The sequence below is a fragment of the Leucobacter allii genome (assembly GCF_022919155.1).
Taxonomy (GTDB): Bacteria; Actinomycetota; Actinomycetes; order Actinomycetales; family Microbacteriaceae; genus Leucobacter; species Leucobacter allii.
The window spans coordinates 1,331,262-1,353,762 of sequence record NZ_CP095045.1 but is presented as its reverse complement, the minus strand read 5'-3'; the positions used below and the strand labels follow the sequence as shown (position 1 = coordinate 1,353,762).

The 22,501-nt window shown below is 71.9% G+C and carries 22 protein-coding genes, 1 tRNA gene and 1 pseudogene; 4 read left to right on the top strand and 20 right to left on the bottom strand.

Features of this window, described 5'->3' with window-relative positions:
* The first annotated feature begins 25 nt into the window (after positions 1 to 25).
* A complete protein-coding gene (locus MUN78_RS06305) occupies positions 26 to 1,120 on the top strand; it encodes a proteasome assembly chaperone family protein (RefSeq protein ID WP_244729490.1) in 1,095 nt (364 codons plus the stop codon).
* On the opposite strand, the gene mshC is transcribed toward MUN78_RS06305, so the two are convergent.
* From mshC to MUN78_RS06290, 3 genes are all read right to left on the bottom strand, one after another.
* The gene (mshC, locus tag MUN78_RS06300) at positions 1,117 to 2,394 is read right to left on the bottom strand and encodes a cysteine--1-D-myo-inosityl 2-amino-2-deoxy-alpha-D-glucopyranoside ligase (RefSeq protein WP_244693669.1); all 1,278 of its coding nucleotides are present in this window, start codon (positions 2,392 to 2,394) and stop codon (positions 1,117 to 1,119) included. The genes MUN78_RS06305 and mshC overlap by 4 nt on opposite strands.
* Positions 2,391 to 3,260, bottom strand: a complete 870-nt coding sequence (locus tag MUN78_RS06295) for an undecaprenyl-diphosphate phosphatase (RefSeq protein ID WP_244693668.1) — start codon at positions 3,258 to 3,260, stop codon at positions 2,391 to 2,393. Before MUN78_RS06295 ends, mshC begins: the two co-directional genes overlap by 4 nt.
* A gap of 142 nt (positions 3,261 to 3,402) precedes the next feature.
* On the bottom strand, positions 3,403 to 4,734 hold the full coding sequence (locus tag MUN78_RS06290) for a M20/M25/M40 family metallo-hydrolase (RefSeq protein WP_244729489.1): 1,332 nt from the start codon (positions 4,732 to 4,734) through the stop codon (positions 3,403 to 3,405).
* Between the two features lie 121 nt (positions 4,735 to 4,855).
* Between MUN78_RS06290 and MUN78_RS06285 the strand changes: the two genes are divergently transcribed.
* Complete coding sequence (locus MUN78_RS06285) at positions 4,856 to 5,806, top strand: EamA family transporter (RefSeq protein ID WP_244729488.1); 951 nt, start codon at positions 4,856 to 4,858, stop codon at positions 5,804 to 5,806.
* Here the strand turns inward: MUN78_RS06285 and MUN78_RS06280 are convergent.
* The 4 genes from MUN78_RS06280 to MUN78_RS06265 all read right to left on the bottom strand — a co-directional run bounded on the left by MUN78_RS06280 (position 5,795) and on the right by MUN78_RS06265 (position 8,447).
* Positions 5,795 to 6,013, bottom strand: a complete 219-nt coding sequence (locus tag MUN78_RS06280; protein ID WP_244693664.1) for a hypothetical protein — start codon at positions 6,011 to 6,013, stop codon at positions 5,795 to 5,797. The two genes, MUN78_RS06285 and MUN78_RS06280, sit on opposite strands and share 12 nt — an antisense overlap.
* Before the next feature lie 11 nt (positions 6,014 to 6,024).
* Positions 6,025 to 6,477, bottom strand: a complete 453-nt coding sequence (locus tag MUN78_RS06275; protein WP_244693663.1) for an SRPBCC family protein — start codon at positions 6,475 to 6,477, stop codon at positions 6,025 to 6,027.
* Between the two features lie 144 nt (positions 6,478 to 6,621).
* Positions 6,622 to 7,194 (bottom strand): DUF6328 family protein, encoded by a 573-nt coding sequence (locus tag MUN78_RS06270; RefSeq protein WP_244729487.1) that lies wholly within the window; start codon positions 7,192 to 7,194, stop codon positions 6,622 to 6,624.
* Between the two features lie 77 nt (positions 7,195 to 7,271).
* Positions 7,272 to 8,447, bottom strand: a complete 1,176-nt coding sequence (locus tag MUN78_RS06265; RefSeq protein WP_244693661.1) for a carboxylate-amine ligase — start codon at positions 8,445 to 8,447, stop codon at positions 7,272 to 7,274.
* A 287-nt stretch (positions 8,448 to 8,734) separates the two neighbouring features.
* Here MUN78_RS06265 and MUN78_RS06260 point away from each other — a divergent pair, with 287 nt between their 5' ends.
* Positions 8,735 to 9,283, top strand: coding sequence for a type 1 glutamine amidotransferase domain-containing protein (locus tag MUN78_RS06260; protein WP_244729486.1), 549 nt, complete (start codon positions 8,735 to 8,737; stop codon positions 9,281 to 9,283).
* 22 nt (positions 9,284 to 9,305) lie between these two features.
* Here MUN78_RS06260 and MUN78_RS06255 read toward each other — a convergent pair whose 3' ends face one another.
* The 13 genes and pseudogenes from MUN78_RS06255 to MUN78_RS06195 form a co-directional block, all read right to left on the bottom strand.
* Positions 9,306 to 9,599: a DUF7882 family protein gene (locus MUN78_RS06255; RefSeq protein WP_244693659.1), complete on the bottom strand. Its 294-nt coding sequence runs from the start codon at positions 9,597 to 9,599 to the stop codon at positions 9,306 to 9,308.
* 158 nt (positions 9,600 to 9,757) lie between these two features.
* Positions 9,758 to 10,396 (bottom strand): response regulator transcription factor, encoded by a 639-nt coding sequence (locus tag MUN78_RS06250; protein WP_244693658.1) that lies wholly within the window; start codon positions 10,394 to 10,396, stop codon positions 9,758 to 9,760.
* Positions 10,393 to 10,911, bottom strand: coding sequence for a lipocalin family protein (locus MUN78_RS06245; protein ID WP_244729485.1), 519 nt, complete (start codon positions 10,909 to 10,911; stop codon positions 10,393 to 10,395). Before MUN78_RS06245 ends, MUN78_RS06250 begins: the two co-directional genes overlap by 4 nt.
* A gap of 114 nt (positions 10,912 to 11,025) precedes the next feature.
* The gene (locus MUN78_RS06240) at positions 11,026 to 11,718 is read right to left on the bottom strand and encodes a response regulator (protein ID WP_244693656.1); all 693 of its coding nucleotides are present in this window, start codon (positions 11,716 to 11,718) and stop codon (positions 11,026 to 11,028) included.
* Positions 11,715 to 14,210, bottom strand: a complete 2,496-nt coding sequence (locus tag MUN78_RS06235; protein ID WP_244729484.1) for a sensor histidine kinase — start codon at positions 14,208 to 14,210, stop codon at positions 11,715 to 11,717. Before MUN78_RS06235 ends, MUN78_RS06240 begins: the two co-directional genes overlap by 4 nt.
* A 2-nt stretch (positions 14,211 to 14,212) precedes the next feature.
* The gene (gene kdpC / locus MUN78_RS06230) at positions 14,213 to 14,827 is read right to left on the bottom strand and encodes a K(+)-transporting ATPase subunit C (RefSeq protein WP_244729483.1); all 615 of its coding nucleotides are present in this window, start codon (positions 14,825 to 14,827) and stop codon (positions 14,213 to 14,215) included.
* Positions 14,828 to 14,853: 26 nt separating this feature from the next.
* Complete coding sequence (gene kdpB / locus MUN78_RS06225; RefSeq protein ID WP_244729482.1) at positions 14,854 to 17,001, bottom strand: potassium-transporting ATPase subunit KdpB; 2,148 nt, start codon at positions 16,999 to 17,001, stop codon at positions 14,854 to 14,856.
* A 2-nt stretch (positions 17,002 to 17,003) separates the two neighbouring features.
* Complete coding sequence (gene kdpA / locus MUN78_RS06220) at positions 17,004 to 18,677, bottom strand: potassium-transporting ATPase subunit KdpA (protein WP_244729481.1); 1,674 nt, start codon at positions 18,675 to 18,677, stop codon at positions 17,004 to 17,006.
* On the bottom strand, positions 18,677 to 18,766 hold the full coding sequence (locus MUN78_RS06215) for a potassium-transporting ATPase subunit F (protein WP_244693651.1): 90 nt from the start codon (positions 18,764 to 18,766) through the stop codon (positions 18,677 to 18,679). Before MUN78_RS06215 ends, kdpA begins: the two co-directional genes overlap by 1 nt.
* Positions 18,763 to 18,963, bottom strand: a complete 201-nt coding sequence (locus MUN78_RS06210; RefSeq protein WP_244693650.1) for a hypothetical protein — start codon at positions 18,961 to 18,963, stop codon at positions 18,763 to 18,765. The genes MUN78_RS06215 and MUN78_RS06210 overlap by 4 nt, the downstream gene beginning before the upstream one ends.
* 118 nt (positions 18,964 to 19,081) lie before the next feature.
* Positions 19,082 to 19,167: transfer RNA gene (locus tag MUN78_RS06205), tRNA-Leu, on the bottom strand.
* A 97-nt stretch (positions 19,168 to 19,264) separates the two neighbouring features.
* Entirely contained in the window at positions 19,265 to 19,753 is a 489-nt protein-coding gene (gene ybaK / locus MUN78_RS06200; RefSeq protein ID WP_244729480.1) for a Cys-tRNA(Pro) deacylase, read from the bottom strand.
* A 10-nt stretch (positions 19,754 to 19,763) separates the two neighbouring features.
* A pseudogene (locus tag MUN78_RS06195) lies at positions 19,764 to 21,577 on the bottom strand (DEAD/DEAH box helicase).
* Between the two features lie 74 nt (positions 21,578 to 21,651).
* Here MUN78_RS06195 and MUN78_RS06190 point away from each other — a divergent pair.
* Positions 21,652 to 22,479 carry an SGNH/GDSL hydrolase family protein gene (locus MUN78_RS06190; RefSeq protein WP_244729479.1) on the top strand — a complete coding sequence of 276 codons (828 nt, stop codon included), beginning with the start codon at positions 21,652 to 21,654 and terminating at the stop codon, positions 22,477 to 22,479.
* The last annotated feature ends 22 nt before the right edge of the window (positions 22,480 to 22,501 follow it).

The following is a 22,501-nucleotide window of genomic DNA, read 5'->3' as shown; positions in this document are numbered from 1 at the left end:
GCAGTCCCGAAGGAGAACCGATTCAGTGAGCGAATCCGCATCCCGCCCGCCTCGCGTGCTCGTCGTCGCGTTCCAGGGATGGAGCGATGCCGGGGACGCGACGACGGAGGTCCTGCAGCACCTCGCGGCGCTCCTCGACGCGGAAGTGCTCCACGAGATCAGCGCCGAGGGCTACGTCGACTTCCAGGTCCACCGCCCCAAGGTGGTCTTCGACGGGCAGGGCAACCGGCTTCTCGAGTGGCCGGACACCAAGCTCTACGGGCAGATCGAGCGGCCCGGCGCCGCCGCGGCCGACGCGAGCGCTCCGGCGGCGACCGAGTCCGGCGCCGAGACGGTGCGGCGGATCGACGGCAGCCCCGTGACCGATCTCTTCCTCCTCGCGGGCGTCGAGCCTGCGAGGGACTGGCAGAACTTCGCCGACGAGATCGTGGAGCTCGTCGACGTCTGGGCCATCGACTCCGTGATCATCCTCGGCGCGATGTACTCCGACGCGCCCCACTCGCGCCCGATCGTGACGTCGATCTCGAGCGAGAGCCCCGAGCTGCGCGAGGCGACGGGCGCCGAGCGCAGCAGCTACGAGGGCGCCATCGGGATCTCGACGGTGCTCGAGCTCGCACTCGTGGACGCGGGCATCCCCCCGGTCTCCCTGTGGGCCCAGGTGCCCCACTACGTGCACAGCACGCCCTCGCCGAAGGCGACGCTCGCGCTGCTGGACAAGCTCGAGGAGCTCCTCGACATCGTCATCCCGCGCGGCGAACTGCTCGTCCAGGCGAACGAGTGGGAGGCGAACATCAATCGCATCGCGGCCGGAGACGAGGAGATGTCGAGCTACATCCGCAGGCTCGAGGAGTCGCGCGACGAGGCCCTCGCGGCCGAGACGACGGGCGACGCGATCGCGCTCGAGTTCGAGAAGTTCCTCGAGGGCGGACGGGCCCAGGAGCATCGGCGCGCGGCGACCCAGCCCCCCGTGCGACCGGCGCCGGACGGCGCGACGACCACCGACGGCGGAGTCGACGGCGGAGCCGACCCGGACGGCACGAGGACCGCCGACGGCACGGGGACCGACGGCGGCGCGGGGTCCGCCGACGCGCCCGAGGAGCCCCCCGAGGACGAGCGCTAGTCGTTCGCGGGCTCCAGCTGCACGCCGAGGAGCGCGAGGGCCGCGTCCGCGACGAGCCGCGGGTCGTCGACGCCGCGATCGAGCGCGGCGTCGAGGGTCGCGAGCATCACGGGCGTGTCGAGGTCGTTGGCGAGCGCCGAGCGGAGCTGCTGCAGCACCGCGAGGGACGACGCGGGATCCGCGCTCGACCGCGTGAGCCCCGCGCGCCAGGCGTCGAGACGCCGGTGCGCGGTCTCCAGGTCGGCGTCGTGCCACTCCCACTCCGAGCGGTAGTGGTGCGCGAGGAGCCCCAGGCGGATCGCGGCGGGATCCGCCGGCCCCGGGTGCGCCCCCGTGCCGTCGAGCAGCTTCGAGACGAAGACGAGGTTGCCGCGGGATTTCGACATCTTGTGCCCCTGGTAGGACACGAGACCGGCGTGGCAGTAGGCGTGTGCGAGCGGCGTGCCCGAGAGGGCCGTGGCGTGCGCCGCGGTGAACTCGTGGTGGGGGAAGATGAGGTCGGAGCCGCCGCCCTGCACGGTGAAGGCGCCGCCGAGCGCCTCGGTGGCGATGACCGAGCACTCGACGTGCCAGCCGGGGCGTCCCGGGCCCACGGGACTCTCCCAGCTCGGCTCGCCGGCGCGGGCCGCCCGCCACAGCAGCGGGTCGAGCGGGCCGCGCTTGCCCGCGCGCTCGGGATCGCCGCCCCGCTCGGCGCTCAGGGCGAGCCGCGTCTCCGGCGCGTACGGCGAGACGTCGCCGAGGCGCCACTGAGAGTCGCGCTCGGCCGCCGCCGTGTCGAAGTAGACGTCGTCCCCCGCGGCGCCCTCGGTCGGCACCCGGTACGCGAATCCCCGTGCCTCGAGCGCGGCCACGGCCGCGGCGATCTCGTCGATGCGCTCCGTGACGGCGACGTAGTGATCGGGAGGGAGCATGCCCATGCGGTGCATGTCGGAGCGGAACAGCCCGATCTGCTCGTCGGCGAGGGCTCGCCAGTCGACGCCGGTGGCCTCCGCGCGCTCGAGCAGCGGGTCGTCGACATCGGTGATGTTCTGCGCGTAGACGGTGTCGATGCCGGCGTCGCGCCAGGCGCGCTGCATGATGTCGAACGCGAGGTACGTGAAGGCGTGCCCGAGGTGGGTCGCGTCGTAGGGGGTGATGCCGCAGACGTAGAGCCGTGCGCGGCCCTCGTGGATGGCGGGGTGCTCGAGCCGCTCGGTCGCGGTGTTGAAGAGCTTCGGCGCGGTGCCCGCGCCGGGGAGCTCGGGCGCCTCCGGCGGAGTCCAGGTCCTCACAGCGATCCTCCCGTCGTCGCCGTCGCCGCGGCGACGCCGCCCTCCGGCGTGAGCACGCCCGCGCTCAGCAGCACGATGATGGCGATGCCGAGCAGCACGCGGTAGACGACGAAGGGGAGGAAGCTGCGCTTCGAGATGTACTTCATGAACAGTCCGATGACGAAGAGGGCGACGACGAAGGCGACGAGAGTCGCGACGAGGGTGAGTCCCATCGGGGTCTGCCCCTCGGGCGCCCGCACCGCCTTGAAGACCTGGTAGAAGCCCGAGCCGAGCACGGCGGGGATCGCGAGCAGGAAGGAGTAGCGCGCCGCGGCCTCGCGACGGTACCCCATGAAGAGACCGGCCGTGATGGTGCCGCCGGAGCGGGAGACGCCGGGGATCAGCGCGAGCGCCTGCGCGAAGCCGTAGACGAGACCGTGCTTCCAGGTGAGCTGCTCGAGCGGCCGGGCGTTGCGCCCGACGCGGTCGGCGACCCCCAGCAGCAGGCCGAAGACGATGAGCGAGATCGCGACGAACCACAGCGAGCGCAGCGTCGTCTCGATCTGGTCCTGGAACAGCAGCCCGAGCACGACGATCGGCAGCGTGCCGACGATGATCCACCACCCCATCAGCGCATCGGGGTCCTTCCGCGCCACCCGGCCCGTGAGCGATCCGAACCAGCGGCCGATGATGCGCACGATGTCGCGCCAGAAGAAGACGATGACCGCGGCCTCCGTGCCGATCTGCGTGATCGCGGTGAACGCGGCGCCGGCATCGCCGATCCCGAGCAGCTCGCTCGCGATGCGCAGATGCGCGCTCGAGGAGATCGGCAGGAACTCGGTGAGCCCCTGGATGATCCCGAGCAGGATCGCCTCGAAGATTCCCATCGTTTCCTTTCATCGGCCGGCGATCGCGCCGCAGGCGCCGGCCGGGCGCGGAGCGGAAGCCGCCCGGCGGGCGGGCCGCCGTCCAGGATAGCCCACGCCGACCGCGCGACTCCGGAGCGACGCGCTCGCCGCCCGCTCGGGGTCAGTAGCTGCGGAGCAGGTCCACGAGGACCCGGTGGCCGAAGTCGAGCGCGTCGAGGGGCACGCGCTCATCGACGCCGTGGAACATGCCGGGGAAGTCGAGGTCGGCGGGCAGGCGGAGCGGCGCGAAGCCGTACCCGGTGATGCCGAGCAGCGAGAGCGCCTTGTTGTCCGTGCCCCCCGAGAGCAGGTACGGTAGGACGCGGGCCTCGGGGTCCTCGCGCTCGAGGCTCGCGGTCATCGCCGCGACGAGTTCGCCGGTGAAGGGCGCCTCGAGCCCGATGTCCGAGTGCAGCGTCTCGACCTCGACGTCGGGGCCGACGATGCGCCGCACCTCGGCCATGACCTCCTGCTGCTCGCCGGGCAGGGCGCGGACGTCGACGAGCGCCTCGGCGGTGTCGGGGATGACGTTGTGCTTGTAGCCGGCGGCGAGGACCGTCGGGTTGCTCGTGTTGCGCAGGCTCGCCTGGATGAAACCGCCGGTCTTGCCCAGGCGGAGCACGAGCTCCTCCGGGCCGACCTCCCGGGGATCCTCGCCCAGGATCGCCGCGATGGCGTCGACGAGTTCGCGGGTCGTGTCGCAGAGCGCGATCGGCCACTCGTGTCGCCCCAGCGCCGCGACCGCCTCGGCGAGGCGGGTGACCGCGTTGTCGTGCCAGACGCGCGAGCCGTGCGCCGCCGTGCCGCGCGCGCGCAGCCGGATCCAGTCCAGGGACTTCTCCCCGGTCTGGATGAGATACGCCCGCGTGCCGTCGACGTCGATCGAATAGCCGCCGACCTCGCTGATCGCGGTCTCGGCCCCGGCGAAGAGCTCGGGGCGGTGCGCGACGAGGTGATGCGAGCCGTAGACGCCGCCGTTCTCCTCGTCTGCGAAGAAGGCGAGCACGACGTCGCGCCGCGGCCGCTCGCCCGCGCGCAGCAGTTCGGCGACCGCGGTCAGGATCATGGCGTCCATGTCCTTCATATCCACGGCGCCGCGCCCCCAGAGCATCCCGTCGCGGATCTCGCCGGCGAAGGGGTCGACGCTCCAGTTCGCGGGATCGGCGGGCACGACGTCGAGGTGCCCGTGGAGCACGAGCGCCGGCAGAGCGGGATCGACGCCGGCGACCCTGGCCACGACGCTCGCCCGACCGGGCAGCGACTCCACGATCTCGGGCTCCAGCCCCAGATCACTCAGGTACGCGGCGACGTACTCGGCCGCCGGGCGTTCGGGCTCCGCGTCGCCGCCGCCGCGGTTCGTCGTGTCGAAGCGGATCAGATCGCGCGCGATGCGGGCGGTCTCGGAGAGCGCCGCGTCCGGCGTCTCGGCACTGGTCGGGGTCACGATGCTCATGCTCCCAGCGTAGTCGTGAGCGCCGCGCTCCCGCCGCACGCCGGCGCGCGCCGTCGGCGCTAGGCTGTCCGGGAGGCCGGGGACGCACGCGATGCGCACGCGGCCGGAGCGAGGAGGAACGATGGGCGCGTCGACGCGGACGGTCCCCTTCGCCGGGTTCACGCTCGCGGTCGGATCCGCAGCCAGCTTCGCGCTCTCCGGCGTCTTCGCGAGCGCGCTCATCGCCGCAGGATGGTCGGCCGGAGCGGCGGCGGCCGCGCGGATCGTCTGCGCGGCGATCGTGCTCGCCCCGCCGACGGCCGTGCTCATGCGAGGCCGGTGGCCGCTGCTCCGCCGCGCCTGGCGGGCCGTGGTGCTCTTCGGCGTGCTCGCCGTGGCGGGCTGCCAGCTCGCCTACTTCCTCGCGATCGCGTACATTCCGCCCAGCATCGCGCTCCTCATCGAGTTCATGGGACCGGTGCTGCTCATGCTGTGGCTGTGGGGGCGCACCCGGATCCCGCCGGGCGCCGTCACCCTCGCGGGCGCCGCCCTCGCGGTCGCGGGTCTCGCGACGGTGTCGCTCGGCGGCGGCGAGGGCGCGGACGCCCTCCACCCGCTGGGGGTCGCCTTCGCCCTCGTGGCGGCGATCGGCAACGCGGCCTACTACGCCGCCGGAGCGACGTCCGATCACGGCATCGCTCCGCTCCCCTTCGTGGGGCTGGGGCTCGCCGTCGCCGCGATCCTGCTCATGATCGCCTGTGCGAGCGGCGCGCTCCCCTTCGCCGTGAGCGCGGCTCCGGTGCGGATCGCCGGCGCGGAGCTCCCGGCCGTGGTCGCCGTCGCCGGGATGGTGCTGGTGTCGACGGTGATCGCCTACGTCCTCGGCGTCGCCGCGTCCCGCCGGCTCGGCGCCACCGTGGCGAGCTTCACCGGGTACTCGGAACCGCTGTTCGGGATCCTCTGGACGATCGTGCTGCTCGCCCTCGTCCCGACGGGCCGCCAGTGGCTCGGCGCCGTGCTGATCGTCGCCGGGGTCGTCGCGGTCAAGCTCGGCGAGCTCCTGAGCGCTCGCACGCGCCGCTCAGCGCGCTGAGCGCTCGTCCCTGCCGCGCTGCGCGGGCGAGGAGGCCACGTCCTCCCCGAGCGCCTCGAGCCCCTCGCGGGGAGTCTCGCCAGCGGGGAGTTCGACGGCCGTCTCCTCCTCGGGCGGAACGGCGGGCTCAGATCCGTCCCGATGCTCGGTCACGACGAGTTCCGCGTCCTCGTCGCGCGTCTCGTTCGGCTCCCATCCTCGATCCATCTCCGAGCTCCTCAGGATCCGATCGTGCCGCGCCAGGCGCCGGTCGCGAAGCCGTTGTCCTCCATGAGCCTCGCGAACTCCCGCAGATCGGCCGCGACCTGGGCGTCGTCGATCTGCAGGGCGGAGCCGACGCGCTCGACGAGCCCCTCCGGTTCCCACTCGAGCTGCAGGCGCACCCGCGTCGTCCGCTCGTCGAGCCGGTGGAAGGTGACGACGCCGGCGTTGGGCGGCCCGCTCGTGCTGCGCCACGCGATGCGCTCGTCGGGGAGCTGCTCGGTGATCTCGGCCTGGAACCCGCGCTCGACGCCGCCGACGCGGACATCCCAGTAGAGCGTGCGGTCGTCGAGCTGCCGCACCTCCTCGACGCCGGACATGAACGCGGGGTAGTCCTCGAACTGCGTCCACTGGTCGTAGACCGTTCGCACGGGCAGGGCGATGTCGATGTCACTGCTGACGGTGGGCATGCGTTGCTCCTCTCTCCGCGCCGCGAACGGACGTTCGCGGCGCACGAGGCCTCGCTCCCCCGCTGCGCGGCGGCGGCCTCGCGGGTGTCGGATCTTGGACCGCGAGACGGAAGCCGTGCCGCTCCCGCCCGCGGTGTCCCGAGCCTACGGCGCCGCGTGCCGATCGTCTGCGGGGTTGACTTCTCCCGGGCGACGGCGGTATTGGGCGAGCGGGATGAACGCCCAGAGCCCGAAGTTCACGAGCACGCCGGCCCCGAGGGCGACGAAGCCGGCCGTGCGCCCGAGCACGAAGTCGAAGACGAGACTCGCGACGCCCGCCGTCAGCACGGAGACGATGACGAGATTGGCCTTCAGGAGCCGGTTGCCGGTGAGCACGACGCGGGCCTTCTGCAGCGTGCCGAAGTGCTTGCGGTGCAGCATGACGAGGGCGAGCGCCGGGGCGGTCGCGAGCGCGGCGACGGCCACGAGCACGAGGTAGAGGGCCCGCTGGTAGTCGTCGAGCTCGGTGAAGCGGGGCTGGAAGGCGACCGCGAGCAGGAACGCGCCCAGGATCTGCGTGGAGGTCTGCGTGACGCGCACCTCCTGCAGCAGCTCGTTCCAGTTGCGATCGGCGCGCTGGTTCGGCGTCTCCTCCCGGCCGTCGACGCCGAGCGACGTCTCGGCCGCGGGGCCCCCGGCCCGCATCGCGCCGGCCGCTCCGTCCGTGCTGTCCGCCATCGGCCCGCCTCCTCGCCCTTCCTCGCCGCGCCGTGCGGCCGCCCATGGTCCCGTCGTCCGGCTCTGTGCCGTCCACGCTATGCAGGGTCCAGCCGCCGGGCAAGCCCCGTCGCCTCCGCGCCCCGCGGTGGCGCGAGCGGCGGCGCGACGCCGAGCGGTGCGGCGAACGGGATTCGCGCCGCCGAGGCGTAGAGTCTCAGCAGCGCCTGCGCGCCGCCCGAACGGAACGCGCCGAGCTGCCGCTCGGCGGGACTCCCCGTCCGTCGCAGCCGCGCGAGGTACGCCGTCGCGCGCTCGCGGTCGCCGAAGCGCTCGAGCTCCTCCGAGATCTCGTCGAACAGCTCCACGAGACGGACGCGGGCCGGCGCGGCGATCCCGGTCGACGGATCGACGAGCATGGCGCCGAGCCCGTCCCTGGCGGCGAGCCAGCTCGCCCCGTCCACGAGCGCGGGCGCGCAGCGCGGCCGCGCCGCCCCCGCGGCGAGCGCGCGCAGCGCGCGTTCGACGAGGGCGCGCACGATCACCGCGAAGGCCACCGAGTCCCGATGATCGAGCTGGGCATCCGCGATCCGCAGTTCGATCGTCGGGTAGCGCTCCGAGAGCCGCGCCGTCCAGGTGAGATGTCCGGCGTCGATGAGCACTCCGGCATCGATGAGCTCCGCGACGCCGTCCGAGTAGGCCGCCCCGTCGGGGAACGCCGGCGGATATCCGGCGGTGGGCCATGCGAGTCCCCGGATGTGCCGCCAGCTCGCGAACCCCGTCGCCGCGCCGCACCACAGTGGCGAGTTCGCCGTCATCGCGAGCAGCACGGGCATCCAGCGGGCCAGGCGGGCGAGCGCGTCGACGCCGGCCTCGCGGGACGGGACCTCGACGTGCACGTGGGTGCCGACCATGAACTGATGGGCGGCCACCTCGCGCATCTCGGCGCGGATCCGGAGGTAGCGCGGCTTCGGCGTGACGGCACCGCTCGCCGCCCCGCCGAAGGGGGCGAGGCCCGTGCTCGCGAGCACCGCTCCGCAGCGCTCGGCGGCATCCGCCGCCGCCGTCCGGAAGCCGGCGAGGAACTCCTCAGCGGCCGCAGCGGTGCGGCAGACCGGGGTCGCGACCTCGAGCTGGCTCGCGAGGAACTCGCGCTCGGCGAGGCGCCCGAGTTCCGGGACGGCCCGGATGACCTCGGCTGCGCGATCGACCGGGAGCCCGCTGCGCGCGTCGAGCAGCAGGAACTCCTCCTCGATGCCGAACGCCCGGTCCATGCCCGCCTCCTCCCCCGCAGCGCCCGCCCGCGGGAGCGATCCCGCCGCGCTGCTGCCGCCGAGCCTAGGCCGCCTCGCGGTACCGCCCCAGGGCTTGACACGGAGCGCCGCCGGAGGCTAGCGCTGCGATCCCGGGAAGCCGAACATACTCCGGGCGGCCCGCCTCCGCAACGGGGTGGCGGCGCGCTCGGAATCCGGCTGGGATGTGGAGTGGTGCGGCGCACGGCCGCACCGCGCGGCCGCGGCCCGAGGCCGCACGGGCCGCATGTACGTACGGAGGAGGAACGATGACGCATCTGAACGGCGCCCGCGTGGCGATTCTGGCGGGCGACGGATACGAGGACTCCGAATTGAGCGAGCCCCTCGCGGTACTCCAGGAGCACGGCGCCGCCGTGGACGTCGTGTCGTCGCAGGCGGGAACGATCACCGGAGCGCACGGGCACGAGGCGACCGCCGACCGTACTGTGGCCGAAGCGGTCGCGGGCGACTACGACGCACTCGTCCTCCCGGGCGGCGTGGCGAACGGCGACCGGATCCGGATGGACGCGGACGCCGTCGGATTCGCCCGCGAGTTCTTCGCGCAGGGCAAACCGGTCGGGGCGATCTGCCACGGCGGGTGGATCCTCGCGGACGCGGACGTGCTGCGCGGTCGTCGGGTGACGTCCTACCCGAGCCTCCGCACCGATCTGCGCAACGCGGGCGCCGAGTGGGTGGACGAGGAGGTGGTGGTGGACCAGGGGCTCGTGACGAGCCGCACCCCCGAGGATCTCCCCGCGTTCACGGCCAAGCTCGTCGAGGAGATCGCCGAGGGGATCCACCCGGGTCAGCACGCCTGACGGCGCGGCGTCGGTCGGGCGCTCAACTCGCGGCGATGACCAGGCCGCGCGGCGTATAGCTCATCCTCATGAGGGCCTCGATCTGGGCGCGCGAGAGCTCGCTGCTCCCCTCGCCCGAGATCTGGAATCCGATCGGCGTCTCCGGGCAGACCCAGACCGAGGTCGATGCCGTTGCGCGCCCGGCGTCGCGTCGCACCCAGGTGAGCGGGAAGGACTCCTTGTTGCGCAGCTTCTCGAACACGACGAAGCGCAGATGCTCGAGCGTCCGGTCGTCGAGCTGGACCTGGAGCGTGTCGGTGTAGATCAGGGTGCCCATGAGTTCCTTCGCGTCGGTGGTGCGGAACGCCGGGATGCCGGTGCGTCGGCGCCGTCCCCGCTCTCCGACCGTAGCCGCCCGGGGGCTCACCCCGTGGGGTGGGGCGCGGCGACGCGCTGCGCCGCTATCCTGGAGGGTCGCTCCGGTGCCTGCGGGCGTCACGCGTCGTCGGGCGGCAGCAGGCCGTGCGCGATGGCCCAGCGCACGGCCTGCGCGCGGCGCTCGACCCCCATCTTGCGGTACGCCGAGCGGATGTAGCTCTTGAGCGAGTTCCCGGTGACGTAGAGCCGTGCGGCGATCTCAGGGTTGGTGTAGCCCTGCGCGATGAGCGACACCGCCTCGGCTTCGCGTTCGCTGAGCCCGGCGCGCCGGCCGGGCCAGTCGCCCGGCGATGCGTCGGCGGTGCGCGTGACGTCGCCGCTCGGCACCACGGTCTCCCCCGCGGCGATCCGTTCGAGCCGCGCGACGAGCTCCGCCGCCGGCAGCGACTTGTCGAGGTAGCCGCGGCAGCCCTGTGCGAGCGCCTGCGCCACGAGCTCGGGATCCGTGTTCCAGCTGTAGACCGCGATCTCCCCGACCCCCGGATCGGCGCGCAGCTCGGCGAGCCCGCGGGGGTCCGCCTGCGGCCGGCCGAAGGTGTCGTACAGCGCGAGGTCGGCGGGGCGGCCTCCGACGCCGCCGGCCTCCGTTTCCACGACGGCGATGCGGTGCGCGAAGGGGGCGAGCATCGACCGCAGGCCCGCGACGACGACATCGAAGTCGTTGAGCAGCCGCACGCGCACGGGCCGGTCGCTCACGCCTCCTCCAGGCGGGCGTCGTCGACGCGTCCGCCCGACTGGGGCGTCTCGATCCACCGCTCCAGCGCGTACCCCTGCGCGGTCGCGACCGCGAGCAGCCGCCCGGCGGTCGCGGGGTCGAGCCGCGGTTCGCGCGAGAGGAGCCAGAGATGCCGGCGGTCGGGCGTGCCCACGAGCGCGGCCCCGTACCCGTCGGCGAGCGCGAGCACCCAGTAGTCGGCGTGCGTGAAGGGGATCCAGCGCAGCCCGGCTGGCAGGAAGCTCACCCGGAGCCGGCCGGGGTGCTCGGGGTCGGGCTCCGCGCGCCCGAGCGCCTGCGTCGGCTCGCCCGCGGCATCGATGCAGCGGTTGTCCACCTCCACGGCGCCGTCCTCGCGCAGCCGGTACTCGGCCGTCACATCGACGGCGCCGTCGTCCTCGAACCGCAGCGGCAGCCGTCCGAGCTCGTACCAGAGCCCCAGGTAGCAGTCGAGCTCGAATGCCTCGACCGATCGCACGCCCGTCTCCTCGCCCATGCCGGCTCCCCCGTTCTCGTCGTTCGACCGTGCGGATCTCGCGGCCGATGCCGTTCGCCCCGACGCTACGCGCGGCCGGGGCGCCGGGCAAGGGGGTTGCGCGCAGCCGCCGGCTCAGCCGTCGACGCCGACGAGCCGGTACCCCATGCCGGGCTCGGTGATGATGTGAACCGGGCGCGCCGGGACGTCTTCGAGCTTGCGGCGCAGCTGCGAGATGTAGAGCCGCAGGTAGCCGCTGTCCGCGGCGTGCTCGGTGCCCCAGATCGACGTGAGGATCGTCTGACGAGTGACGAGCTTCCCGGCGTTGCGGATGAGGATCTCGATGACCTGCCACTCGGTCGGCGTGAGTCGGATCTGGCGGCTCCCCTCCGCCCCCAGTCGGGTGACGCTGTGGGCGGCGAGGTCGACGGTGACGGCGCCGAGCCGTGCGACGGGGTTCGCCCCGTCCGCCGAGCCGCGCCGCGTGACGGCCCGGATGCGCGCGAGGAGTTCCTCGACGGCGAAGGGTTTCGTGATGTAGTCGTCGGCGCCCGCGTCGAGGGCTTCGACTTTGTCGGCGGCCCCGGCGCGCCCGGAGACGACGAGGATGGGGGCCGCGGACCAGCCGCGGACCGCCTGGATCACCTCGACGCCGTCGAGGCGCGGCATGCCGAGATCGAGCAGGAGGAGGTCCGGACGATCGTCGATGGCTGCGGCGATCGCCTCGGCGCCGTCGGCGGCGGTGCGGACCTCGTAACCGGTGGCGGTGAGCGTGATGCGCAGCGCGCGGAGCAGCTGCGGGTCGTCGTCGGCGATCAGGATCTTCATTGCGGCTCCTGTCTCGGGATCGCGGGGAGGGAGACGACCATCGTGAGCCCGCCGCCCGGAGTGTCCTCGGGCGTGAGCGTACCGTGCATCGCTTCGACGAAACCGCGTGAGAGCGCGAGGCCGAGGCCGAGACCCGTGGCGTTGTCGGTGTCCCCGAGGCGCTGGAAGGGCAGGAACACCGCGTCCCGCTGCTCGAGCGGGATGCCGGGGCCGCGGTCGACGACGCGGATCTCGAGCCGGTCGCGGAATGCGCTGGTGCCGAGGTGCACCGGAGTTGCCGCCGGGCTGTGGCGATGCGCGTTCGCGAGCAGATTCACGAGCACCCGCTGCAGGAGCACCGGGTCGGCGTGCGCGAGCGCGTCTCCGTGCCCGAGGTCGAGGGTGATCTCCGTCGGGCCCAGGCGGAGCTCGTCCAATGCCGGGGCGATCGCCTCGGCGGGATCCGTGGGAAGGTCCGCGATGGTGAGGGCCCCGGCATGCAGGCGGCTGACGTCGAGCAGGTCGGTGACGAGTGCGGAGAGCGCCGCGAGGCTCTCATCGGCCGTGTCGAGCAGTTCACCGGTCTCGGCGGCCGACAGGTCGCGTCCGGCGGCCCTGAGACCGCCGACCGCGGCGACGGCGGCGGCCAGCGGCCGGCGCAGGTCGTGGCTGAGTGCGGACAGCAGTGCGCCGCGCACCCGATCGGACGCCGCGATCGGTTCGATCTGCTGCGCGGTCCGAGCGAGGTCCTGATGCTCGAGCGCGGCGGCGAGCTGCGCGGTGACGACCGCGAGAAGTCGCCGTTCCGACGCGGCGAGATCGGGGCCGTGGAGTTCCAGAGTCGTGCCGTCGGCGATGGGAATCCCGGTGCGACGGCCGTCGGGAACGGGTTCACCCGAGCGCACGAGGATCTCCTCCCCGCGGAGCACACGGACGCCGGGGAGCCGGAACGCCTCCCGTGTGCGGTCGACGAGCGCCTGGACGGCGTTGTCGCCGCGCAGCACGCTCCCCGCGATCGTCTGAATGAGCTCCGACTCGGCCGCCGCACGGCGGGCGGCGCGCATGGTGCGGGCGGCGCGATCGACGACGACGCTCACGAGGCTCGCGATCACGACGTACAGCAGGAGCGCGAGCAGGTGGTGCGGCTCGTGGATGTGGATCGTGTAGAGGGGTTCGATGAACAGGAAGTCGAGGGTGAGGCCCGAGAGCACGGCGGCGAACAGTGCCGGCCAGAGGCCGCCGACCAGCGCGACGACCACCACGAGGAGCTGAAAGCTCAGGACGTCCGTCGTGATGGAGTCCTCGCTGCGGAACAGCGTCAGCACGCCGATGAGGGCGGGGCCGCCGAGGACGGCGATGGCGAGGCCGAGGAGCCGGCGCTCGCGCGTGAGCGCGCCCGTGAGCGGTGGGAGCCCGACGCCTCGACGATCGGAGGCGGGGTGATTGACCATGTGCACATCGATGTCGCCGGATTCGCGGACGACGGTCGCGCCGATCCCGGGCCCGGTGAAGGCGGCGGTCACGCGTCCGCGGCGGCTGGCGCCGAGAACGAGCTGAGTGGCGTTGACGGAACGGGCGAACTCCACCAGGGCGGTGGGAACATCGTCCCCGATGACCTGATGATAGGTGCCGTTGAGCTGTTCGACGAGCGCCCGCTGTTCGGCAAGGGTCGCGGGGTTCGCGGTGCGGAGCCCGTCCTGGCTGGTGATGTGCACGGCGATGAGTTCCCCGCCGGCGGAGCGGGCCGCGATCCGCGCGCCGCGCCGCAGCAGCGTCTCGCCTTCGGGGCCGCCGGTGAGGGCGACGACGACGCGTTCGCGGGCTTCCCAGGTGCTGTCGATGCCGTGGTCCTCGCGGTATCCCTTCAGCGCCTGGTCGACCTCGTCCGCGAGCCAGATGAGGGCGAGTTCGCGCAGCGCGGTGAGGTTCCCGAGGCGGAAGTAGTTTGACAGGGCCGCGTCGATGCGTTCGGCCGGGTACACGAATCCTCCGCTGAGCCGGTCGCGGAGCGCCTGCGGAGCGAGGTCGACGACCTCGATCTGCTCCGCACCGCGCAGGAAGCTGTCGGGGACGGTCTCTCGCTGGGGGACGCCGGTGATCTGTTCGACGACGTCGTTGAGGGATTCGATGTGCTGGATGTTGAGGGTGGAGATCACATCGATCCCCGCGGCGAGGAGTGCTTCGACGTCCTGCCAGCGTTTGTCGTTCTTCGAGCCAGGCGCGTTGGTGTGCGCGAGCTCGTCGACGAGCGCGATCTCGGGGCGACGATCCAGCACCGACCGGAGGTCCATCTCCTCGAGCGTGACCCCGCGATGTTCGATACGTGTGCGCGGGACGGCCGGGATTCCCGCGGTCATCGCCGCCGTTGCGGCGCGGCCGTGGGTTTCCACCACCCCGACGACGACATCTTTCCCGTTCCCGAGGAGGCGTCGCCCTTCTTCCAGCATGGTGAAGGTCTTGCCGACGCCGGGGGCGGCGCCGAGCAGCACCCGAAGCTGCCCCCGTTTCGGCATGATCAGCCCTCCCACTCACCCAGGGCGAGGTTCAGTTCCAGAACGTTCACCCTCGATTCTCCCAAATACCCGACGTCCGGGCCCTGGGTGTGCGCCGCGACGAGTCCCCGCACCTGCTCCACGGGGACCCCGCGCGCCTGGGCAACCCGGTCGATCTGGATCTGCGCGTACTGGGGGCTGATGTGCGGGTCCAGTCCCGACGCGGACGCGGTCACCGCATCCGCGGGCACGTCGGCCTCGGTGACGCCGTTGAACTCGGCGACGTGCGACGTGCGCTCGGCGATCGCGGCGATCAGGTCAGCGTTCTCCGGCCCGAGGTTCGACCCGGAGGAGGCGCCGCCGTCGTACCCGTCGCCTGCGGCGGAGGGCCGCGACTGGAAGTACTCCGGCAGCGGCTCGCCGTCCGCGTCGGTGAAGGACTGGCCGATCAGCGACGACCCGACTGGGTCGCCGTCCTCATCGGTGAGGATCGACCCGTTGGTCTGGGCCGGCAGGGCCACCTGCCCGATGCCGGTGATCACCAGCGTGTAGCCGACGCCGAGGACGAGGGTCAGGAGCGCCATGGCGCGGGTGGCGACCCAGATCGTGCGCCCGACTCCGCGAGCTTGCGTGTTCATGATGTTCTCTGCTTTCCGAAGGGGTATCAGAAGCCGGGGATGAGGCGGACGACCAGGTCGATCAGCCAGATCCCGACGAAGGGGGCGATCAGCCCGCCCAGCCCGTAGACGGCGAGGTTGCGGCCGAGGATGCTGGAGGCGTTCCCGGGCCGGTACTTCACTCCGCGCAGCGCGAGCGGGATGAGGAACACGATCACGATCGCGTTGAAGACGATCGCCGACAGCACCGCCGAGGCGGGCGAGTGCAGGCCCATGATGTTCAACGCGGCGAGCTGCGGGAACACGCCCATGAACATGGCGGGGATGATCGCGAAGTACTTCGCGATGTCGTTCGCGATCGAGAACGTCGTCAACGCTCCCCGGGTGATCAGCAGCTGCTTCCCGATCCGCACCACGTCGATGAGCTTGGACGGGTCGGAATCGAGGTCGACCATGTTCCCGGCTTCTTTCGCCGCGGAGGTGCCGGAGTTCATCGCGACCCCGACATCGGCCTGCGCGAGCGCCGGTGCGTCGTTGGTGCCGTCGCCGGTCATCGCGACGAGATTCCCGCCCTCCTGCTCCTTGCGGATGTAGGCGAGCTTGTCCTCCGGGGTGGCTTCGGCCAGGAAGTCGTCGACGCCGGCTTCCTGCGCGATCGCGGCCGCGGTGAGTGGGTTGTCGCCGGTGATCATCACCGTGCGGATACCCATCGCCCGCATCTCGGCGAACTTCGCCGGCAGCCCCTCCTTGACGACGTCCTTGAGGTGCACGACCCCCAGCAGGTGTCCCGCACCGGTCGCGTCCCGGGTGGCGACGACGAGCGGGGTGCCGCCGGACTGGGAGATGTGCTCGACCTGCTCATCGAGCTCCGCGACCAGCGACGACGGCAACCGGTTCCCGCCCTCCTCCAGCCACGCCATGACGGCGGAGCCGGCGCCCTTGCGGATTCGGGTGCCATCGGGCAGGTCCAGCCCCGACATGCGCGTCTGCGCCGCGAACGGGACGATCTCCCCGGTCGTGCTCCGGTCGAACGCTCCGTGCTCCTGCTCGGCGAGCTCCACGATGGACACGCCCTCCGGGGTCGGGTCCGCCAGCGACGACAGCGCGGCGGCCCGGAGCAGCTCCTGCTCACGCACCCCGCCGAGGCGGACGAACGCGCTGGCGCGCCGGTTGCCGTAGGTGATCGTGCCGGTCTTGTCCAGCAGCAGCGTCGTCACATCGCCAGCGGCTTCGACCGCACGGCCGGACATCGCCAGCACATTGCGCTGCACGAGCCGGTCCATCCCGGCGATGCCGATCGCGCTGAGCAGCGCCCCGATGGTCGTCGGGATGAGGCACACCAGCAGCGCGACCAGCACGGTGACGCTCACGGGGGCGGCCGCGTAGGACGCGATCGGGTTCAGGGTGAGGGCGACGACGACGAAGACGATCGACAGGGACGCGAGCAGGATGTTCAGCGCGATCTCGTTCGGCGTCTTCTGCCGTGCCGCGCCCTCGACGAGGGAGATCATCCGGTCCACGAACGTTTCACCCGGTTTGGAGGTGATGCGCACCACGATCCGATCCGACAGCACCCGGGTGCCGCCGGTGACCGCGGAACGGTCGCCGCCGGACTCGCGGACCACCGGGGCGGATTCGCCCGTGATCGCGGACTCGTCCACCGACGCGATGCCCCACACGACGTCCCCGTCGCCGGGGATCAGCTCGCCCGCGGCCACGACCACCACATCGCCGAGCGTGAGATCGGAAGAGGACACCTGCGCGGTCGCGGCCCGCTCCGCAGCGGCATCGGCCTTCGGGTCGTAGCTGCTGACGAGGGTGGCCATGGTGCTGGTGCGGGTCTTGCGGAGCGTTTCCGCCTGCGCCTTGCCGCGGCCTTCGGCGACGGACTCGGCGAGGTTCGCGAACAGCACGGTTAGCCACAGCCACACGGCGATCGCCCCGGTGAACGACCCTGGCACCACCGTGCCGCCGGAATCGGCGGGGCCGCCGATGCACGGCTCCGTGACGGCGAGGACCGTGGTGAGCGCGGCACCGACCCAGACGAGGAACATGACGGGGTTGCGCCACTGCTCTTGGGGGGTGAGTTTGCGGAATGCGCCTGGCAGGGCCGACCGGACCTGTTCCCAGGTGAACCCGCCCGTCCGGGTGGGGGTGCCCGCCGGTTCCGGGCGGGGTTCGGTGATGGTGGACATGGTTACATCAGCCCTTCTGCGAGCGGACCTAGCGCGAGTACGGGGAAGAAGGTGAGTGCGGTCACGAGGACGGTGACCGCGATGAGCAGCCCGACGAACATCGGACGGTGCGTGGGGAGGGTGCCGGAGGTGGTCGGAACCCTGTCCTGCGCGGCGAGAGAGCCCGCCAGGGCGAGGACGAACACGATCGGCACAAACCGTCCCAGCAGGATCGCGATCCCCAGCGCGGTGTTCAGCCACGGCGTGTTCGCGGTGAGACCCGCGAACGCGGAACCGTTGTTGTTCGCCGCGGACGTGAACGCGTACAGCACCTCGGACATCCCGTGGATGCCGGGGTTCCAGATCGATGTGTTCTCCACCTCTTCCCGGACGCCGGGGATCGCGAAGCTGAGCGCCGTTCCGGCCAGCACCAGGGTGGGCGCGACGAGGATGGTGAGCGCGGCGAGCTTGATCTCGCGCGGACCGATCTTCTTGCCCAGGTACTCCGGGGTGCGTCCGATCAGCAGACCCGAGATGAACACGGCGATGACCGCGAGGATCAGGATCGCGTAGATCCCGGAGCCGACACCGCCCGGGGTGACTTCGCCGAGCATCATGTTCAGCATCGGCATCATCCCGCCCAGGGCGGTGTACGAGTCGTGCATGGAGTTCACCGCGCCGGTGGAGGTGCCGGTGCTGGTGGTGGCGAACAGGGTGGATCCGATGATCCCGAACCGCTGCTCCTTGCCCTCCATGGCGCCGCCCGCGAGCTCGGGGGCGGCGCCCATGCCGGCGGATTCCAGTGCGGTGAGGATGCTGAACGACGCCACGTACAGGATCGCCATCACGGAGAGGATCGCGTTCCCCTGACGGTGGTCGCCCACCATCCGTCCGAAGGTGCGGGGCAGCGAGAAGGGGATGACGAGCATCAGCAGCACCTGGAACACGTTCGTCCACGCCGTGGGGTTCTCGAACGGGTGAGACGAGTTCGCGTTGAAGAACCCGCCGCCGTTGGTGCCGAGCAGCTTGATCGCCTCCTGCGACGCCGTCGGGCCGCCGGGGATCGTCTGCGTGGCGCCGGTGATCGTGGTGACGGTGGTGAACCCGGTGAAGTTCTGGATCACCCCGCCGATCATCAGCGCGATCGCACCGACCACGGCGATCGGCAGCAGGATGCGCAACGTGCCGCGGATCAGGTCGACCCAGAAGTTCCCGATCGTGCCCGAGCGTCGGGACGCGAACCCGCGCACCAGCGCGATCGCGACCGCGATCCCGACTGCGGCGGACACGAAGTTCTGCACCGCGAGACCCGCGAACTGGACGGTGTAGCCGACGGTGAGCTCCGGCGAGTACGACTGCCAGTTCGTGTTGCCGACGAACGAGGCCGCGGTGTTGAACGACAGATGCTCCGACGGGGCCTCCAAGCCCAGCGAGTACGGCAGCCACTGCTGGAGACGCTGCAGACCGTAGACGATCAGCAGGCCGACCGCGGAGAACGCGAGCACGCTGCGCAGGTAGGCCTGCCAGGTCTGCTCGGTCTGCGAGTCGACGCCGATGACCGTGTAGATCCCGCGTTCGACCTTCCAGTCCTTGCGGGACGCGTAGACCCAGGCCATGTAGTCGCCGAACGGGCGGTGCAGCACGCCCAGGATGACGGCGACGGTGGCGAGGGCGAGCAGCGCGTGCACCCAGGTCATCAGAAGCGCTCCGGGTTCACGAGAGCGAACACGAGATACACGATCGCCGCGACCCCGAGGCCGGCGGCGAGAAGTTCGAAGACGATCACAGCTTCTCCACCGCCTTCCCCAGCAGGCCGAGGATCGCGAAGAGGACGATCACGCCCATGAGGGCGACGATGTCGAGCACGAGGGACTCCTTCGGGAGATCGGCGACGCCGGGCGGGCGCCGCGCGCCCGGGCCGGGCGCATCTCCCGATCCAACACCCCGCATCGCTCCGCCGAGGGGCGTCCTCACGGAATCCATACGGGGATCCGCGGAACCCTGACGGCTTCCCCACGACGGCCCGACCGCGCCCCGGAAACACGACAGAGCCCCGGCTCGGAACATGATGTTCCGAGCCGGGGCTCTGCGTTCATTCGCGTGCGCGAGGGGGGACTTGAACCCCCACGCCCTAATACGGGCACTAGCACCTCAAGCTAGCGCGTCTGCCAATTCCGCCACCCGCGCGAACGATTCGGATCCTTCATCGGCCGAACAGGGAATAACTTAGCACGGAATTCCGGGCGATATCGAATCGCCCCGGGATCTCGCGCGCGTCGTCCGCTCAGCGGGCGATCTCAGCGGCGCTCGCCCCGCAGGCCCGCAGCAGATCGGCGGGCGCGAGCTCGAGATCGAGCCCGCGCCTGCCGCCCGAGACGAGCACGGCGGGCAGCGCGAGCGCGGAGGCGTCGAGCACCGTGGGCAGGCGCGTGCGCTGGCCGAACGGGCTGATTCCCCCGACGACGTACCCGGTCTTGCGCTGCGCGAGCGCGGGGTCGGCCATGACCGCCTTCTTGCCGCCGAGCACGGCGGCGAGCGCCTTGAGATCGAGCCGCGCCGAAACCGGTACGATGGCGACGGCGAGTCCCCCGTCGATCTCCGCCAGCAGCGTCTTGAAGACGCGCTCGGGGGCGACGCCGAGCTCCCGCACGGCCTCCGCGCCGAAGTCCGTCGCGGCCGGGTCGTGCGCGTACGCCCGCACCGCGAACGGGATGCCCGCCCGGGCGAGGGCCGCGGTCGCGGGCGTGGAGGGGCCTGGGGTGCGCTTCGCCATGCCCCCAAGACTAGGGGCGGAGGCGGCGGCGCAGCAGCTCGATGCGCTTCTGCAGCTGGGTGACGGAGGCCTGCGCCACCGGCGGGCCGCCGCAGACGCGGCGAAGCTCCGTGTGGATGTCCTTGTGCGGCTCCCCCGACACCTTCGCGTACATGCCGACGAGGCTGCTCAGGAGCTTCCGCTGCTCGCCGAGCGTGCGATGCAGCGCCTCGGGGGACTCCGCCTTCTCCGGAGCGTGCTCGAGGATGCCCTGCCGGTGGGCGCTCCGCTTCGCCTGGCGCGCTTGGCGCTGCTGCAGCAGGGCGCGCACCTCCTGCGGTTCGAGCAGGCCGGGGAACCCGAGGAAGTCGAGCTCCTCCTCGGTCTCGACCTCCGCGTAGCCGCCGAACTCCGCGCCGTCGAACACGGCGCGGTCGAAGTGCGCGTCGGAGCCGAGCGCCTGATAGACGAACCCCTCACCCTCGTCGAGGAGCTCGGAGGAGGCGCGATCCTCCCGTTCCGCCTCGCTCATGAGCGCGGCCTCGGCGTCCCACATCTCCTCAGCGCTCTTCGGGCCGTCGAGGACGTGGTTGCGCTCCTTCTCGAGCTCGGAGGCGAGCTGCATGAGCGCGGGGACGTTGGGGATGAACACCGAGGCGACCTCGCCGCGGCGACGGGAGCGCACGAAGCGGCCGATGGCCTGCGCGAAGAAGAGCGGGGTGGACGAGCTCGTCGCGTACACGCCGACGGCGAGCCGCGGCACGTCCACCCCTTCGGAGACCATGCGCACCGCGACCATCCACCGGGAATCGCCGCGGGAGAACTCGTCGATCTTCTCGGACGCGCCCGCGTCGTCGGAGAGGATGAGCGCGACGTCCTCCCCCGTGATCTCGCGCAGCTGCCCGGCGTAGGACTTCGCGGAGGCGTGGTCGGTCGCGATGACGAGTCCGCCCGCGTCGGGGATCTGCTGCCTGACCTCGCTCAGGCGCCGATCCGCGGCGCGCAGCACCTTCGCGATCCACTCCCCCGCGGGATCGAGCGCGGTGCGCCACGCCTGCGAGGTGACGTCCTTCGTGTTCCCCTCGCCGAGCGCGGCCTCCATCTCCTCCCCCGCCGAGGTCTGCCAGCGCATCCTCCCCGCGTAGACCATGAAGATGACCGGGCGCACGATGCCGTCGGCGAGCGCGCGGCCGTAGCCGTAGTCGTAGTCGGTGAGCGAGATCCGCGAGCCGTCGCCCTGGGGGCGTACTCCACGAAGGGGATCGGCGCGTCGTCCGAGCGGAAGGGCGTCCCGGTGAGGGAGAGCCGCCGCTTCGCGGTGCCGTACGCCTCCCGGATCGCGTCGCCCCAGCTCAGCGCGTCGCCGCCGTGGTGCACCTCGTCCATGATCACGAGCGTGTCGGCGCTCTCCGTCAGCAGCCGGTGCTGCACGGGCTTCATGGCGACCTGCGCGTAGGTGACGGCGACGCCGTGGAAGTGCCTGCCGTAGCCGAGGCCGTCCGTGTTCGCGTAGTTCGGGTTCAGGCGGATCCCCGCGCGCGCCGCGGCGTCGGCCCACTGCGACTTCAGGTGCTCGGTGGGAGCGACGACGATGATCTGGCTCACCGTGTGGGTCGAGCGCAGGATCGCGGCCAGCCGGAGGGCGAACGTGGTCTTGCCCGCACCGGGCGTCGCGGAGGCGAGGAAGTCCCTGGGGTGGGCGTCGAGGTACTGCTTGATCGCCTCCTCCTGCCACGCGCGGAGCGTGCCGGCGGTGCCGTGCGCGGCGCGCTCGGGGTAGGCGGGCGGCAGGTGTTCGGCGGCGCTGGTCCCCGGGAGGTGGAGTCCTGGATCCGAATCTGTCACAACGTTCTAGGATAGCGGTGGAGACGGCGTGCGAAATTCGACGGAGTGCGCCGCGCGGACGATTGGGGCGTGACGTGACGCAGCAGCGGGCGGAGGACCGGAGCGGGATCGAACTGCCGTGGTCGCGGTTCGTGGCCATCGGCGACTCCTTCACCGAGGGCGTCGGGGATCCCGACGCCGACAGTCCCGGCGGCCTGCGGGGCTGGGCGGACCGCTTCGCGGAGGTGCTCAGCGGCTTCGGCGGCGAGTTCTCATATGCGAATCTCGCGGTGCGCGGCAAGCTCATCCAGCAGATCGCCGAGGAGCAGGTGGACGCGGCGCTCGATCTGCGCCCCGACCTCGTGAGCGTCTGCGCGGGGGGCAACGACGTGATCCGTCCGGGCAGCGATCCCGACGAGGTCGCGGCCCGGCTCGAACGGATCGTGTCCAGGCTCCGCGAGGGCGGTGCCACGATCCTGCTCTTCACGGGCGTCGACACCGCGTTCCAGCCCGTCTTCCGGACGATCCGCGGCAAGGTCGCGATCTTCAACGAGAACGTGCGGAAGGTCGCGCAGCGCCACGACTGCGTCGTGGTCGACCAGTGGGCGCTCGAGGAGCTCCAGGACAGCCGGTACTGGGCCGGCGACCGGCTGCATCTGAATGCGCTCGGGCACCACACGATCGCCCGTGCCGCGCTGGACGCGCTCAACGTCCCGCACGACCTGCCGCCGCTCGACCCGCCGGCGCTCCCGGTGCGCGGCTGGCGGCAGGCCCGCAAGGAGGACGTGGTGTGGGCGAGGGAGCACCTCGTCCCCTGGGTGATCCGCCGGATCAAGCACGTCTCATCCGGAGACCACATCACCGCGAAGCGCCCGCTGGCCGAGGCGCTGCGCGTCGTCGCGGAGCCCCCTACCCCGGAGTAGCCCCGCTCGCTAGGCTGGGGCC